Here is a 16,723-nt window from a genome sequence, read left to right on the forward strand (position 1 = left end):
CCGCATGCCAAGAGATATTCAAGCCAAACTGCTGATCGTCGATGATCTGCCAGAAAATCTGTTGGCCCTGGAAGCGCTGATCAAACTCGACGGCCGCCAGGTTTTCAAAGCGCTGTCGGCCGATGAGGCGCTGTCCTTGCTGCTGCAACACGACTTTGCCCTGGCCATCATCGATGTACAGATGCCGGGAATGAACGGCTTTGAACTGGCCGAGCTGATGCGCGGCACGGAGAAGACCCGCAGCATTCCTATCATCTTTGTCAGCGCCGCCGGCCGTGAGCGCAACTATGCCTTCACCGGCTATGAAAGTGGCGCGGTGGATTTCCTGCACAAGCCACTGGACAACCATGCCGTCAAAAGCAAGGTCAATGTGTTCGTCGAGCTGTATCGCCAGAGAAAGGCGATGAAGGAGCAGGTCATTGCATTGCAGGAAAGTCGCCGCGAGCAGGAGGCCTTGTTGCAACAGTTGCAGGCCACTCGCGGCGAGCTGGAACAGGCGGTTCGTATGCGTGATGACTTCATGTCGATCGTCGCCCACGAGGTCCGCACGCCTCTCAACGGCCTGATTCTCGAGACGCAACTGCGCAAGATGCACCTGGCCCGAGACAACGCCGCAGCCTTCAGCCTGGATAAGGTGCGAGCGATGGTTGAGCGCGACGAGCGCCAGATCAAGAGCCTGATCCGGCTGATCGAGGACATGCTCGATGTATCTCGGATTCGTACTGGCAAATTATCCATCCGGCCAAGCCGCTTCAACCTGGCGACCCTGGTTGAAAACCTGCTGCGCAACTTCCAGCCGCAGATCGCGGCGGCCGAATGCTCATTGACTTGCACGATCGAGCCATCGGTGGAGGGACAATGGGATGAATTTCGTATCGAACAGGTGGTGTCGAACCTGTTGACCAACGCCTTGCGTTATGGCGGCAAAGGGCCGATTGAAGTGCGCGTTTACAGCACGCCTGAGCATGCTTGCGTCGAAGTCCAGGATCACGGTATCGGCATCAGCGAGGAAAACCAGCAGCGCATCTTTCAGCAGTTCGAGCGGGTGTCGTCCAAAGCCGTCACATCCGGCCTGGGCTTGGGGTTATTCATCTCCGAGCAGATTGTGACCGCTCATGGCGGTACTATTACGGTCAATAGCCGCCTCAATGAAGGGGCGTTGTTTCGCGTCTGCCTGCCTTTGCAGAAAACGGTCCTGGCCAAAACCGTCGAACAGACGCAACCTCTGAGTGACCCTACGGTCGTATCAGCAGCTATTGATCGAACAAAGGCTTCTCATGAGTGAAGATGCGCAAGACGTTGTACTGATCGTCGAGGATGACCCGTCGATCCTGATGGTATTGTCGGCCTACCTGTCGGGCGAAGGCTATCGAGTGCTGCAGGCCGAAAACGGTGAGCAGGCGTTCGAGATCCTCGCCAGCAAGCCCCACTTGGACATGATGATCACCGACTTCCGCCTGCCCGGTGGCATCACCGGCGTGCAGATCGCGGAACCGGCGGTCCGCTTGCGTCCGGACCTGAAAGTCATCTTTATCAGTGGTTACGCACAGGAAGTGCGCGACACCGACAGTCCCATCACCCGCACGGCCCCGATTCTGGGCAAACCGTTCGACCTGGATGTGTTGCAGAATATGATGCGCACGATGTTGTCGTAGGCGTGGAGAGGGATGACGGAGGGCGAGGTTTTGTGGGAGCAGGCTTTGCTGCCACAAAATCCCCGGTCACGGACGAACGAGGTGTGGACATTCGGCCGCCTCACACCTTGATCATCTCCCGCACCTTGGCCGTCAGCAGGTCAAAGGTGAACGGTTTGGTGATCATCTGCATGCCCGGGTCCAGGAAGCCGCCTCGCACCGCCGCGTGCTCAGCATATCCGGTGATGAACAGCACCCGCAGGTCCGGGCGGATCTGCCGGCCGATTTCCGCCAGTTGCCTGCCGTTCATGCCTGGCAAGCCCACGTCACTGATCAACAGATCGATGCGCTGGCTTGACTGAAGGATCGGCACGGCGCCGTCAGCATCGGCGGCCTCGACGAAGGCATAACCCAGCTCGCTCAGCACGGCGCTGACCAGCACCCGCACCGCCGGGTCGTCCTCGACGATCAGCACGGTCTCACCGTCCTGCGCGTAAGGGGCGTGCTGGGTATCGACCTGTGGCTCATTGACCTCTTCACCCACGAAACGCGGCAGATAGAGGTTCACGGTAGTGCCTTTGCCGACTTCGCTGTCAATTGTCACGTGACCACGCGACTGCTTGCTGAACCCATAGATCATCGACAGCCCCAGCCCGGTGCCCTGGCCGATCGGTTTTGTGGTGAAAAAAGGGTCGAACGCACGATTGATAACCGCTTCAGGCATCCCGCAGCCGGAATCCTGCACACTCAATACCACGTAATCACCCGGTTCCAGGTTGGTATAAGCCTCGGTGAAGTCGGCATCCAGCTGTTGATTGAAGGTCTTGACCACCAGTTGCCCGCCGTCGGGCATTGCGTCCCGGGCGTTGAGCACCAGATTGAGCAGGGCGCTTTCCAGTTGGTTCGGGTCGGCTTCGGCGATCCAGAGCTGATCGTCCAGTTGCATGTCCAGCCGGACGCTCTCGTTGAGGCTACGCTGCAACAGCTCGCCCATGGACAGCACCAGGGTGTTCATCTGCACCGCTTTTGAGTCCAGCGATTGTCGCCGGGAGAAGGCCAGCAAACGGTGCGTCAGGCCGGCTGCGCGATTGGCCGATGTCACCCCCAGATCGATCAGGCTGTTCAGGTCCTCGGTGCGGCCTCGGGCCAGGCGCCGGCGCAGCAGTTCGAGGCTGCCGATGATCCCGGTGAGCATGTTGTTGAAGTCATGGGCGATACCCCCCGTGAGTTGCCCGACCGCTTCCATTTTTTGCGACTGACGCAAGGCTTCCTCGTTGTGGCGCAGTTGGGCCGTGCGTTCTTCCACTTGTTGCTCAAGGGTCTCGAGGGTGGTTTGCAGGCGCAGTTCGCTGTTACTCAGGTCGATCAGCCGGTCTCGGGCTTCATATTGCCTGCGCCGACCACGCAGGGCGGTGGTGACCACGCTCACCAGCGTGACCGGGTGAAAAGGCCGCTCGAGGAACGTGACGTTGCCCAACTGGGTGCCGATACGCGCCGCAGGGTTCTGTTCCGGCCCACCGTGGTGGGTCAACAAAACAATCGGCAGGTCTGACCAGGCCGGTTGTTCTTCGATATGCAACAACAGCGTTTCCAGATCCGGCCCCACCAGGGCTTCGGAGGAAATCACCAACAGGCCGGCGCCGTGCTCAAGCTCTTCGCACAGATGGCCCAGATGCTGACAGATGAGGCCGCCGAAGCCGGCTTCGCGCAGGATCATCAGGGCAATCTGGCTGTCGCGCCCCAGTGGCGCGAGAATCAACGCCCGCTCCGACAGGGGCTCGGTCAACGTCACTGTGGATCATCCTTGAGCAACGGATTATCCGCTCCCATGTAGTTCGGCACCCCACGCAATACACCCTGGAAAGCTTCCAGTGGTTCGCCAATGGTCATGCCCTGTCTGCCGATGCGGTATTCGCGAATCGTGGATTCGTGGCTGCCGGTGCGTTTTTTTATGATGGAGATCGCTCGGCGGACTTTGCCCAGCGCTTCGAAATAACGCAACAGAATCACCGTGTCGGCCAGGTAGGTAATGTCCACTGGCGCCTGCATGTCACCCACCAGGCCGTGTTGCGCCACGGTCATGAAGGTCGCAGCGCCCCTGCGGTTGAGGTAGAGCAGCAGCTCATGTACGTGTAGCACCAAGGCATTTTCTTCCGGCATGGCGGCCTGGTAGCCATTGATGCTGTCGATCACAACAGTCTTGATGTTGCCTTCATCGACACAACGGCGTACCCGATGCGAAAACTCGCCGGGAGACAGTTCGGCGGCGTCCACCTGTTCGATCACCAGGTTCCCGGTCTCTCTGAGCGCTTCCAGGTCGATGCCGACGTTTTTCATGCGTTCAAACAGCAGACCCAATTCTTCATCGAAGATGAACAGCGCGGCTTTTTCCCCACGCTGCACGGCGGCCGCGGCGAAAATCATCGAAATCAGTGATTTGCCGGTGCCGGCCGGGCCCAGGATCAAGGTGCTGGAACCCGTCTCGATGCCGCCGCCCAGCAAGGCGTCCATGCCATCAAGACCACTGGACAATTGCTCGCGCAGGTATTGCCCGCGGTGTTCGGCGGCCACCAGACGCGGGAAGACATGAATGCCGTCGCCCATGATGGTGAAGTCATGATAACCACCGCGGTATTTCTGCCCGCGGTATTTGACCACCCGAATGCGTCGCCGCTCGGCGCCATAATTGGGCGTCAGTTCTTCCAGGCGAATCACCCCATGCGCGACGCTGTGCACGGTCTTGTCCAGGGATTCGGTGGTCAGGTCATCAAGCAGCAGCACCGTGGCGTCGTAGCGCACGAAGTAATGCTTGATCGCCAGGATCTGCCGGCGATAGCGCAGAGAGCTTTGCGCCAGCAGGCGGATCTCCGACAGGCTGTCGAGCACCACCCGGGTCGGCTTGACCCGCTCGACCACCTCGAAAATCTGCCGGGTCGCTTCCCCCAGCTCCAGGTCCGAGGAGTACAGCAGGCTTTGCTGGTGCTCGGCGTTGAGCAGGCTTTCGGGAGGGGTCAGCTCGAAGATATGGACGTTCTCGTCGATCGTCCAGCCGTGGGATGCCGCGCCTTGGCGCAGTTCACGCTCGGTTTCCGACAACGTGATGTACAACGAACGTTCGCCGGCCAGGGCGCCGGCCAAGAGGAATTGCAACGCGACCGTGGTCTTGCCGGTCCCGGGTTCCCCTTCCAGCAGGAACACATGGCCGCGGGACAAGCCACCGGAAAGGATGTCATCCAGCCCTTCGATACCGGTGGCGGCTTTAGCGCTGATCAACTCGTTAGATGTAGACAAAAAAAGCCCTCTCATGACTAGGGAAGTGGGCAGCAGGCTGGAGTACGCCTGAGAATGAACTGCCTGAACACTTGACCTTTTGCCGTGATCACGGTTCCGCTTTCGTTGATAAAACGAGGTGGACTGCTCAATTTTTCTGGCATCGGCGCAACACCTACAGGCCTTGCTGCAGCGCCGGATCATCGGGGTTGAGTTGCTCCAGTTGCGCCAACAAGATCTGCACATTCTGCAATTGCCCGGACTCCTTCCAGTAGTTGATCAGCAACACCCGCGCCCTGCGATCAGCCGGGTAGCGCTGGACGATTTCCTGCAACTGTTTCTGCGCTGCTTCCAGCTCCTGTTCGGCATACAGGGTGGTTGCCAGGTCATAGCGGTAATGTCGGTTATCGGGCTCAAGCTCCACGGCTTTTGCCAAGCCAAGCAGCGCGTACTCCGCCTGGCCATGGTGCAGCAGCCACAGACCCAATGCATGTTGCAGATAAGCCGACTCCGGCTGGGTTTTCAACTGTTGGGCGAGCAATTGGCGTGCTGCGTCGGCCTGGCCCTGTTTGTCCAACACGTCGATCTGCATGACCAGCGCCGGCAGGTTGTTCGATTGCAGGCGCAGGACTTGTTCTAGCGCCAACTGAGCCTTTTTCAGTTCAGCGTTATGCAGATGCAGCCGGGCGAGCTGATAGTGGGACTCGGCGGTTTGTGGACCGTCTTCAAGCATCTGCTCCCACTTGCCAATGACAAGCTGCATAGGCCCGAAGTACAAACCAAGCTCGTCCGGCGATAGGCCCAGCAACGCGTTCACTGCGGCGAAGCGCACGCTTGCGTCTTGATCTTCGAGCATCGGCCCCAGCAACAGGCTACGTTGGCCGGTGGGCACCAGCCCGCTGATGCTGCCAATGGCCGCTCGACGCACATCCGGCGACTCGCTGTGCAGGTCCGCGTCCGCCAGCTTCAGGGCTTGGGGACTTGGGTAGTTCGGTAGCTCGGCGTGCAGCCATACCCGGCGCTTGGGCGATAGGTCCGGGCGACCCAATTGCTGATAGAGCATCCGCGCCGCGCCTGGCTGCCCATTGCGTGCGTGTTCAAGGGTTTCACTGTAGCCACGTTTGATTGCCTCGGGGATTGGCGGCGTCGTGTTGCGTAGCCACATTGCGACTAGACCGATTACCAACAGGACGAACAGGCTGAGCAACAGATAGCGGCGAGGCGAGGGCATGCAGGTAGTCCATAACCAGGAAGCGTAAAATGCCGCCAGCTTCGGTCAGGTGCAGGCTTGAGTCAAACCTTGAAAGTATTTGCCCCAGACCCTGTGGGAGCGAGCAGGCTCGCTCCCACAAAAGTATGGCGATATGACCAAAAAAAGCCCCGCGTCCAACATGGGAAGCGGGGCAAAAATTTGGTTGGTTGCGGCCAACCAAAGGAGCTCGGTTGAATCAGGTCGGTCAGTTGCTGGCTACGGTTTCCGGTTGCCAGCCACCGCCCAGGGCCTTGTAGATCGCGACTATGCCGCGATACAGGTCCACTTCGGCCTGGGCCTGAGTGTCCTCGGCGGCCAGGCGCTCACGTTGGGCATCCAACAGGACGAGGAAATCCTCGGTGCCTTCGCGGTAGCGGATTTCGGCCAGGTCAGCGGCGGCTCGGCTCGATTCGCTCTGCCGGATCAGCGAAATCAGGCGTTGCTGGCGCTTGCCGTAGTCGCTGAAGGCGTTTTCCGATTCCTCCAGGGCCAGCAGCACTTGCTGTTCGTAGGTCGCCAAGGCGCCGTCCGCCTCGGCGTCGGCACCGCGCAGACGAGCGCGCACACTGCCCAAATCGAAGGCAGCCCAGGTGATGCTTGGCCCCAGCGCCCAGGCATTGGCCGCCGAGGAGCCAATCTGCGAACCGCGCCCGGCAGTAAAGCCCAGGAAACCGCTGAGGCTGACCCGTGGGAACAGGTCGGCCTTGGCCACGCCGATGCGCGCGGTGGCGGCAGCGAGTTGGCGCTCGGCGCTGAGAATGTCCGGGCGACGTTGCAACAGCTCACCTGGATCACCAATCGGCAGGGCCTTGGCGATGGCCGGCAGCTGTTTAGGGCTCAGGTCCACGCTCAGTTTGTCCGGGCGCTCGCCCAGCAAGGTAGCGATGCGGTTGCGCTGGCGTACCTGTTCGGCCTGCAACTGCGGCACGCTGGCTTCGACCGAGGCCAGGCGCGCATCGGCACGGACCACGTCGAGCTGATCGCCGACGCCGGCATCGCGCAGGCTTTCGGTGATTTTGCGCGATGCCTGCTGGTTCTCAAGGTTCGCCAGGGCGATTTTTTCCCGCAGTTGGGCCCCGCGCAGTTGACCGTAGGCGTCCACCAGTTCGGCGATCATCGTCACCTGTAACTGATAGAGATCGGCTTCGACCGCCTGCTGATCGGCATCGGTGGCTTCCAGGTTGCGCCGGATACGCCCGAACAGATCCAGTTCCCAAGCCATGTCCAGGCCCAGGTCATAGCGTTCGGTGCTGACCCGGTCGGTGGTTTCGCCCGGCACCTGGCCTTTGCCCAGGTTGCTGCTGGCGCGGCTGGTGATGGTCGGCATGACGTCATTGCTGGCGTCGTCGCGTATTGCCCGGGCCGCTCGCAAACGGGCGAACGCCACGCGTAACTCGCGGTTGCCTTCCAGGGACCGGGTGACCAGTGCATTGAGCGTCGGGTCTTCGAACTGCTGCCACCAGATCCCTTCGAAACGCGCCCGGTCGAAATTCTTTTGACCGGCGGCACCGTCGGTGGCGGTGGTAATGTTCGCCGCCTCCGTTTGCGGTGCCTTGTAGTCCGGACCCACGGCGCACGCACTCAAGGCCAGTACCAGCAGGCTTGGCACAAACACTTTCAAACTCATTGTTGCGCCTCCAGTTTCAAGGCACGGGCCGCTTTGCGGGCCTCGCTGCGCTCGACAAAGTTGCGGATCAGTACATAGAACACCGGCGTTAGCAGCAGGCCGAAGAAGGTCACCCCGAGCATGCCCGAGAACACCGCGACACCCATGGCATGGCGCATTTCCGCACCGGCACCGCTGGAGAAGACCAACGGCACCACACCCATGATGAACGCGAAGGAAGTCATCAGGATCGGCCGCAGACGCAAGCGGCAGGCCTCCAGCACCGCAGCCAGGGGGTTCAGCCCCTCGAGCTGTTTATCCTTGGCAAACTCGACGATCAGAATGGCGTTCTTGCAGGCAAGCCCCACCAGTACGATCAATCCGATCTGGGTAAAGATGTTGTTGTCGCCGCCGGAGAGAATCACCCCGGTAATGGCCGACAGCAGGGTCATCGGTACGATCAGGATCACCGCCAGTGGCAGGCTCCAGCTTTCGTACTGCGCCGCCAGCACCAGGAACGCCAGCAGGACGCAGAGCGGGAACACGAACAGCGCGGTGTTGCCCGAGAGAATCTGCTGGTACGTCAGGTCGGTCCACTCGTAAGTCATGCCATTGGGCAATTCGTCCTTGAGCAGTTTCTCGATGGCTTTTTCAGCCTGGCCGGAGCTGTAGCCCGGGGCGGCGGCACCGTTGATTTCCGCAGTGATGAAGCCGTTGTAGTGCATGACCCGGTCAGGTCCCGAGGTGTCGCTGACCTTGATGAAGGTCGCCAGCGGGATCATCTCGCCACGGTTGTTGCGCACCTTGAGCTGGCCAATCTGGTCCGACTCCAGGCGGAACTGTTGCTCGGCCTGAACGTTGACCTGATAGGTGCGGCCAAAACGGTTGAAGTCGTTGGCATACAGCGAGCCCAGGTAGATCTGCAGGGTGTCGAAGATGTCACTGACGGCCACGCCATGAGTCTTGGCTTTTTCACGATCGATGGCGGCATCGACCTGCGGCACGTTCACTGTGTAGCTGGTGAACAGCCCGGCCAGTTCCGGCACGTTGTGGCTCTTGGTGATGATATTCATGGTTTCTTTGTACAGCTCGTCGTAGCCCAGGTTGCCCCGGTCTTCGATTTGCAGACGGAAACCACCGATCGTGCCCAGACCCTGTACCGGCGGCGGCGGGAAGATCGCCATGTAGGCTTCCTGGATTTCCGAGTACTGGCCGTTCAAGGCCCCGGCAATGGCCCCGGCAGACATGCTGGGGTCCTTGCGCTCGTCGAAAGGCTTGAGGGTCACGAACACGATGCCGGCGTTCGGGCTGTTGGTGAAGCCGTTGATCGACAGGCCAGGGAAGGCCACGGCGCTTTCAACGCCCGGTTGCTTGAGGGCCATGTCCGACATGCGCTTGATCACGTCTTCGGTGCGGTCCAGGCTCGCGGCATCCGGCAGTTGCGCAAAGGCCACCAGGTATTGCTTGTCCTGGCCCGGTACGAAACCGGTCGGGGTATTGGAGAACCCGAAGAACGTCAACACCATCAGGCCCGCGTACACCAGCAGGGCGATGCCGCTGCTGCGAATCACTCGGCCTACCGTACCCACGTAGCTGTGGCTGGCACGATCGAAGAAACGGTTGAAAGGACGGAACAACCAGCCGCCGAAAATCTTGTCCAGGAACCTGGAAAACCGGTCCTTGGGCGCGTCATGACTCTTGAGCAGCACCGCGGCCAGGGCTGGCGACAGGGTCAGGGAGTTGAAGGCCGAGATCACCGTGGAGATGGCAATGGTCAAAGCGAACTGTTTATAGAACTGCCCGGTCAAGCCACTGATGAACGCCGCTGGAACGAAGACCGCACACAACACCAGTGCCGTGGCGATGATCGGCCCGGTCACTTCGCCCATGGCGCGTTTGGTGGCTTCCACCGGAGTCAGGCCCAAACCGATGTTCCGTTCGACGTTCTCCACCACCACGATGGCGTCGTCCACCACGATACCGATCGCCAGGACCAGCCCGAACAGCGAGAGCGCGTTCAACGAGAAGCCGAACAGATGCATCACGGCGAACGTACCGATCAGCGACACCGGCACGGCCACCAGCGGAATGATCGAGGCGCGCCAGGTCTGCAGGAACAGGATCACCACCAGCACCACGAGGATCAGCGCTTCGAACAGGGTGTGAACCACCGCCTCGATGGAGCCGCGCACGAAGATCGTCGGGTCATAGACGATGCTGTAGTCCATCCCCGCAGGGAAGTTCTGCTTGAGTTCGTCCATTTTGGCGCGAACGTCGTTGGAGATCTGGATGGCGTTGGAGCCAGGGCGCTGGAAGATCGGGATCGCCACCGCCGGCTGGTTGTCGAGCAATGAGCGCAGGGCGTATTGACTGGAGCCCAACTCCACTCGTGCGATGTCTTTGAGGCGGGTGATTTCACCGTCCTCGCCGGAACGAATAATGATGTTCTCGAACTCTTCTTCATTCACCAGGCGTCCCTGGGTGTTGATCGAGAGCTGGAATGCCTGGGCATTGGGTGCCGGAGGTGCACCCAGGGCACCGGCGGCGACCTGACGGTTCTGTTCGCGGATGGCGGTGACCACGTCGGTGGCGGTCAGGTTACGCGAAGCAGTCTTGTTCGGGTCAAGCCAGACCCGCAGGGAATAGTCTCCCATGCCGAACAGCTGCACATCACCCACGCCGCCCAGACGCGCCAGCTCATCCTTGATGTTGAGCAGGGCGTAGTTGGACAGGTAGAGCATGTCGTAGCGTTGGTCCGGCGAGGTCAGGTGCACCACCATGGTCAGGTCGGGCGAAGCCTTGTCCACCGTAATGCCGATTCGGGTGACTTCTTCCGGTAACTTGGGTTCAGTCCGCGTGACGCGGTTCTGCACCTGCACCTGAGCGTTGTCCAGGTCGGTGCCCAGCGCGAAGGTGATGGTCAGGGTGATCTTGCCGTCAGCGGTCGATTGCGAGGACATGTACAGCATGTTCTCGACGCCGGTGATGGCTTGCTCCAGGGGCGCGGCCACGGTTTCGCCGATGACCTTGGGGTTGGCGCCCGGGAAGTTGGCGCGCACGACCACGGTCGGCGGTACGACCTCCGGGTATTCGCTGATCGGCAACTGGAACAGTGAGATAGCGCCGGCGATCAGGATCAGCAGCGAAAGCACCGCTGCGAAGATCGGCCGCGAAATGAAGAACTGGGAAAATTTCATCTTGAGTTCAGTCCCTTAACCGCGTGGGGTCGCTGCGGCCAGTTTGCCTGCCGATCCGGAAGCAGCCTTGGCAGGCGCGACTTGGGGCAGGTTGCTGGCTTCGAGCGCTTTTCGTTGTTGTGCCAGGGCGGCGATGGTTTCTTCGCTGGCCATCGGCACGGTTTCAGGCGTGACCGGCGCACCGGGACGAGCGCGTTGCAGGCCCTTGACGATGATGGTGTCGTCCTTGCTCAGGCCCTTGCGCACGATGCGCAGGCCTTCGATCTTCGGCCCCAGCTCGACAGCGCGGTAGGCCGGCTTGTTGTCGGCGTCCATCACCAACACGAATTTCTTGCCCAGGTCGGTGCCGACCGCTTCGTCGTTGATCAGCACGGCTGAGTAAGTGCCGCTGCCCACCAGTTTCAGTCGGGCATACAGCCCTGGGGTGTAGGCGCCATCCTGGTTGTCGAACACCGCGCGACCACGAATGGTACCGGTCTGTGGATTGACCTGGTTGTCGATGAAGTTCATGTGGCCCAGGTGCGGATTACCTTCCTCGTTGGACAGGCCCATGTAGACCGGAGTCGCCTGACCGCGCTGGCCCTCGCGGGCAAGGCGGGTGTACTTGAGGAAGACGCGCTCGTCGGCATCGAAGTAGGCGTAGACCTTGTCGGTGGACACCACGCTGGTGAGCGGCGTGACATCGGCGGTCACCAGGTTGCCGGCGGTGATGTCCGCCCGGCTGACGCGGCCGCTGATGGGCGACGTGACCCGGGTGAAGCTCAGGTTCAGTTTGGCCAGGTCCAGTTGCGCCTGGATCGCCGCAGCGGCAGCACGAGCTTCCTGGGCAGCGCTGGTGCGCGAATCCGCCAGCTCGGCGGAAATGGCGTTGCTCAAGCGCAGGCGCTCGCCACGCTTGGCTTCGTTCTCGCTGCGGGTGGCGGTGGCACGGGCCTGGGCCAGTTGGGCTTCAAGGCGACGAACTTCAGCCTGGAACGGACGCGGGTCGATCTGGAATAGCAGATCGCCTTTCTTGACCAGCGCGCCTTCGGTGAACGCTACGCTATCGATCTGGCCCGAAACCCGTGGTCGGATCTCGACGGTTTCCGGCGCCTCGAGGCGCCCGGTGAATTCGTCCCACTCATTGACCGGCTGCTCCAGCACCTTGGCCACACTGACTTTGGCCGCCGGCATGGATGCCGCCGTATCTGGGGTCTTGCCGCACGCGCTCATCACCAGCACCGCCATCAGTGCGAGGGGAAAGCGCAGTTTTGAAAGTGAATATTCCATGGATAGCATCCGCCAAGAGTATTTGAGATGGGCGGATGATGCGGGGGGAGGCGGTGAGGCACGAATCGAATGAAGCAAAGGTAACTATCATTCGGAATGATATAAGCCATCACCCAGCCGTCTAGCCTGGGGCTTTCGTTAGGCTGCTATCAATCTTGCTGATATCCCTTCAGGTTGCTAGAGGCGCAAAGCTGCCTGCGGGAAGACTGCTACTGCGGCAGATAACGGTCATGGATGCGCTGGATCTCACCGCTGGCGCGAAGGCTTTCAACGGCCGCCCGCAGCTTCTTGACCATTTTTGGGGAGCACTGCTTGGAGCAGGCCAGATAGAGATCGGCACTGCTCTTGACCGGACTCATGAGCAGTGTTCGCTTGGACACCTTTGGCCAAATGTACCGACTCTCAGGGACGCCGTTGAACCAGGCGTCGATACGCCCCATCAAGAGCATCTGGGCGGGGTTGTCGCCGATGGCCAATGGATAGATCTGGTCGTCGCTGAACCCTTCGGTGCGCAGGATCTCCTGCTGCGCACTTCCCAGGCCGACGCCGATCTTGCGGTAGGTTTGCCTGGCTTCGGCGAAGCTGCTCACTGGCCGGTCGAGGGTGAAGAACGCTCGCTCCATGGGCATGACCGAAGCGATCCAGGTAAAACGATCCTCACGTTCCGGTGTGCGCGACAGGGGGGCGATCAAGTGATTGCGCTGTTCGCTGACATGTTTCTGTGCCCGGGCCCAGGGAAGGATATGCAGCTTGACGGCATACCCGGCTTGGGTCATGGCTGCCACGGCAACATCGCCGACAATTCCGTGCCCCCTGGGGTCGTCGACAAACGTCAGCGGCGGCGCGTCGAGAATGTGCAGTTCAATCGTCAAGGGGGCGGCGTACGCGCTACCGACAATCAGCATCGGCAATATCAGACACAGGTGCGCGAGTGCTTTTGTACGGCCTTCCAATACGCGTTTGATCCGGCTCATGATCGATACTTCAGGCATTGAAAGTGATGCGCCGTTCCAAACGCTTGGCGCCAGAAACATCGTCCTGCCATGTTTGCCACGGCTTTTTTATCAGTGCATGCCACGCTGTCGGCCTGATTGCGTGTATCTGAAGGTATAGATCATCCGGCCGACAAAAACCTTTTTACTCAGGCCCTGTCCTGGCTCGTTCAGCAATCAGTTGGGCCAGTATCCGTACCGGCTCGGTGAGGCTTTGCCCCGACCGATGCACCAATCCGATATCCCGGTGGAAGGTGTGCTGGCCAAGGTCGAGGGCTCTAACTCCTGCCGGCCAGTCATGCGCCGATGTTTGTGGCACCAGTGCCACCCCCACACCGTTTTCAACCAGCTTGATGATGGCCTCCAGTTCATCCAGTTCACACACCTCGCGCACGGTGAAGTGCATTTGCCGCAGGAAACGATCCACCTGCCGGCCACCGAATGAAGCACGGTCATATCGAATGAATGGAAGGCTGGAAAGGAGTGTCGTCCAGTCTTCCCCCGGCACTTGGCGTGCAACGATCAATCGATACGGCTCAAGTGTCAGGGTCGTCCAGCGCAGGTCGCTCTGAAGCGAGAAGGGCGGACGGATGATGGCCGCCATGTCGATTTCGCCAGCGTCCACCAGGTTGACCAGCTCCATCGAAAGCCCCGGCAGCACCCGCGTACGGCACTGAGGGCATTGCTGATGGAACCTGGCCAACGCGTCCGGCAAATAGGAACGCTGGACGGACGCAATGGCGCCAATGTTCACCAGGACACTGGCCGCAAGCTCCGGGAAGCCACCGCCCAGGTTGTCGTAGAGACGAAGCAACTCTTGCGCCTGCAAGAGGACTTGCTGACCCTCGCGATTGAGGTGGGCCGAGCGTCCTTTGCGGTCGAATATTTCGAAGCCCAACTGCGCCTCCAGGCGCTGGATCTGCGCGCTCACGGCAGCTTGGGTGAGGCCGATCCTGTTCCCGGCCGCCGCGAAAGTGCCTTCCCGTGCCACGGCGATGAGCGTCTTGAGTTCTTTAATCATTCACAAATATTAGTTGTGTTTCTAAGCAATATATATTGATTTTTCCGCCTGTAGCGCCGCACTACGATGGCCTCACCTAAAAGACACAAAAAAGGAATCTTGATGAGCCTCTCACCCTTCCACCTGGCGATCCCGGTTTACGACCTCGCGGGTGCCCGCACCTTTTATGGCGAAGTGTTTGGACTGCAAGAGGGGCGCTCCAGCGCCCAGTGGGTCGACTTCAATTTTTACGGCCACCAACTGGTGATTCATGAGCAGCCAAAAACCGCTGCCCAGGACAGCGTCCACAGCAACCCGGTGGACGGTCACGACGTGCCTGTTCCTCATTTCGGCATCATTTTGGGCTGGGAAGAATGGGAAGCACTGGCCGAACGCTTGAAATCCTTCGGCACCGAGTTTGTGATTGAACCCTACATTCGCTTCAAGGGGCAGGTGGGTGAGCAGGCGACGATGTTCCTGTTCGACCCTTGCGGTAACGCCCTTGAATTCAAGGCGTTCAAGGATATGAGCCAGTTGTTTGCAAAGTAGTCCAAGCAAAGGTGGGCAGGCACAGAGTTGGGGCGACTAAAGATGTAAGAACAGGCGATGGCGATCCTTTGAGGGTATACCCCTTCAGAACCGCACACACATGCCGATACAGCGCGCGTAGATCCTGATTGCGCAAGCGCTTCAGAGGGGTCGCCCCCCATACTCAGGGCGTATGTGCGCCTGTATCCACTAGGTTTTCGCAGGTCTGCCCATAAGCGGGCCTCAGGTAAGAATCATGTCAGCCCACCCCAGGACCGAGCTGGAAGGCGCCCTTGCCGTATGCAAAGGCAGTTTTCTTTGCGTTGGTTTTTTCAGTTTTTTCGTCAATTTGCTGATGCTGGTTCCATCGTTCTACATGTTGCAGGTGTATGACCGCGCCGTAGGAAGCGCCAGCCAGTCGACTCTGTTGATGCTCACGCTGATCATGTTGCTGTTGATGATCACGATGGGCGGCCTGGAGTGGGTTCGTTCGCGGATTATGGTACGAATCAGTACTCGCCTGGACACGCTGCTGGGCCAGCGTCTGTTCGACGCCAGTTTCAAGCGGGCACTCAACACCAACGGCATGAATGCCACCGCCCAGCCGTTGAGCGATCTTAACGCCTTGCGCCAGTTCCTGACCGGTAACGGCTTGTTTGCCTTTTTCGATGCTCCGTGGATTCCGATCTACCTGGCGGTAATGTTCATTTTTCATCCCTGGTTCGGGTGGATGGGGGTCGTGAGCGCGGTGATGCTAGGGGCGTTGGCTTTCATCAACGAGAAGCTCACTCACACACCGTTGCAGGCTGCCAACCGCGAGCAGATCGCGGCTACCACTTTCACTAACAAGAGTCTGCGCAATGCCGAAGTGGTCGAGTCCATGGGCATGCTTGCAAGTCTGCGTCAGCACTGGAACGGGCAAACCCATAAGGTCCTGACCCTGCAAAGCCTGGCCAGTGACCGCGCCGCGAGCATGATGGCGATGTCCAGGACGTTCCGTCAGATTGTTCAGTCGCTGATGCTGGGCCTGGGCGCCTACTTGACGATCAATCATGAAATTTCGCCCGGACTGATGATTGCCGGCTCCATTTTACTGGGGCGCGCCCTGGCGCCTATCGACCAGTTGATCGGCGTCTGGAAAGGCTTTCTTGGCGCACGCTCGCAATATGCCCGATTACGCGAGTTGCTGGTCAAGATCGCCGCCGAGCCTGAGCGTATGTCGTTGCCGGCACCTGAAGGGGCGATTCGCGTCGAGGGGCTTTCAGTGGGTTCCCCGGACAATCGCAAGCCGATCATTCGCGGCGTGGACTTCCAGGTGGCCGCTGGTGAAGCGGTGGGGATCATCGGTCCCAGCGGCGCAGGAAAGTCGACCCTGGCCAGGGCGTTGCTGGGGATCTGGCCAAACCTGGCCGGAACCGTGCGCCTGGACGGTGCGGACATCAGCCAATGGCGCCGGGACGAACTGGGCCAGTACATCGGCTATTTGCCCCAGGACATAGAACTGTTCGAGGGCAGCATCAGCCAGAATATCTCACGCTTCGGTCCGGTGAATGCGCCGGCAGTGGTCGCCGCCGCGCGCATGGCCGGTGTACATGAACTGGTGCTGCAACTGCCCGATGGCTACGACACATTGATTGGCGCCAATGGCGGTGGGCTCTCTGGCGGCCAGCGGCAACGCATCGGGCTGGCCCGAGCCTTGTACGGCGAGCCGCGTCTGGTGGTACTTGATGAACCGAACTCCAATCTGGATGACGCTGGAGAAAAAATGCTCGCCCAAGCGCTGCAGAAACTGCGGCAGAGTCGGGCCACGGTGTTTGTCATTACCCATCGATCCGCGGTGCTGGCGCAGGTGGACAAGCTGTTGGTTCTCAATCATGGCGAGCTGAGTCTGTTCGGGCCGCGCGACAAAATCCTGGCACGGCTGCAGGGCGCGACGCCCACGGCCCACCAGGCTGCCGCGATTGAATCGTAGGGA

At 60.2% G+C, this 16,723-nt stretch carries 12 protein-coding genes; 4 read left to right on the forward strand and 8 right to left on the reverse strand.

Features of this window, described 5'->3' with window-relative positions:
• Positions 1–4 precede the first annotated feature (4 nt).
• Together BMY45_RS12975 and BMY45_RS12980 are read left to right on the forward strand one after the other, a co-directional pair.
• The gene (locus tag BMY45_RS12975; protein ID WP_092398124.1) at positions 5–1,285 is read left to right on the forward strand and encodes a hybrid sensor histidine kinase/response regulator; all 1,281 of its coding nucleotides are present in this window, start codon (positions 5–7) and stop codon (positions 1,283–1,285) included.
• Positions 1,278–1,655, forward strand: coding sequence for a response regulator (locus BMY45_RS12980; RefSeq protein WP_092398126.1), 378 nt, complete (start codon positions 1,278–1,280; stop codon positions 1,653–1,655). Before BMY45_RS12975 ends, BMY45_RS12980 begins: the two co-directional genes overlap by 8 nt.
• Positions 1,656–1,755: 100 nt before the next feature.
• Here the strand turns inward: BMY45_RS12980 and BMY45_RS12985 are convergent, their stop codons facing one another.
• From BMY45_RS12985 to BMY45_RS13020, 8 genes are all read right to left on the reverse strand, one after another.
• Complete coding sequence (locus BMY45_RS12985) at positions 1,756–3,426, reverse strand: ATP-binding protein (RefSeq protein WP_092398128.1); 1,671 nt, start codon at positions 3,424–3,426, stop codon at positions 1,756–1,758.
• On the reverse strand, positions 3,423–4,925 hold the full coding sequence (locus tag BMY45_RS12990) for an ATPase domain-containing protein (protein WP_092398130.1): 1,503 nt from the start codon (positions 4,923–4,925) through the stop codon (positions 3,423–3,425). Before BMY45_RS12990 ends, BMY45_RS12985 begins: the two co-directional genes overlap by 4 nt.
• A 154-nt stretch (positions 4,926–5,079) precedes the next feature.
• Entirely contained in the window at positions 5,080–6,135 is a 1,056-nt protein-coding gene (locus BMY45_RS12995) for a hypothetical protein (RefSeq protein WP_092398132.1), read from the reverse strand.
• Between the two features lie 226 nt (positions 6,136–6,361).
• The gene (locus BMY45_RS13000; RefSeq protein WP_092398134.1) at positions 6,362–7,783 is read right to left on the reverse strand and encodes an efflux transporter outer membrane subunit; all 1,422 of its coding nucleotides are present in this window, start codon (positions 7,781–7,783) and stop codon (positions 6,362–6,364) included.
• Positions 7,780–10,959, reverse strand: a complete 3,180-nt coding sequence (locus tag BMY45_RS13005) for an efflux RND transporter permease subunit (protein WP_092398136.1) — start codon at positions 10,957–10,959, stop codon at positions 7,780–7,782. The genes BMY45_RS13000 and BMY45_RS13005 overlap by 4 nt, the downstream gene beginning before the upstream one ends.
• Before the next feature lie 15 nt (positions 10,960–10,974).
• Entirely contained in the window at positions 10,975–12,228 is a 1,254-nt protein-coding gene (mexE, locus tag BMY45_RS13010) for a multidrug efflux RND transporter periplasmic adaptor subunit MexE (protein WP_092398138.1), read from the reverse strand.
• A gap of 209 nt (positions 12,229–12,437) precedes the next feature.
• Complete coding sequence (locus BMY45_RS13015) at positions 12,438–13,202, reverse strand: substrate-binding periplasmic protein (protein WP_092398584.1); 765 nt, start codon at positions 13,200–13,202, stop codon at positions 12,438–12,440.
• Between the two features lie 163 nt (positions 13,203–13,365).
• Positions 13,366–14,241 carry a LysR family transcriptional regulator gene (locus BMY45_RS13020; protein WP_092398140.1) on the reverse strand — a complete coding sequence of 292 codons (876 nt, stop codon included), beginning with the start codon at positions 14,239–14,241 and terminating at the stop codon, positions 13,366–13,368.
• Between the two features lie 102 nt (positions 14,242–14,343).
• On the opposite strand from BMY45_RS13020, the gene BMY45_RS13025 reads away from it, so the two are divergent.
• A complete protein-coding gene (locus BMY45_RS13025) occupies positions 14,344–14,769 on the forward strand; it encodes a VOC family protein (protein ID WP_092398142.1) in 426 nt (141 codons plus the stop codon).
• A 235-nt stretch (positions 14,770–15,004) separates the two neighbouring features.
• A complete protein-coding gene (locus tag BMY45_RS13030) occupies positions 15,005–16,720 on the forward strand; it encodes a type I secretion system permease/ATPase (RefSeq protein ID WP_092398144.1) in 1,716 nt (571 codons plus the stop codon).
• The last annotated feature ends 3 nt before the right edge of the window (positions 16,721–16,723 follow it).

The sequence above is a fragment of the Pseudomonas sp. NFACC39-1 genome, from assembly GCF_900110355.1.
In the GTDB taxonomy this organism is placed as follows: domain Bacteria; phylum Pseudomonadota; class Gammaproteobacteria; order Pseudomonadales; family Pseudomonadaceae; genus Aquipseudomonas; species Aquipseudomonas tehranensis.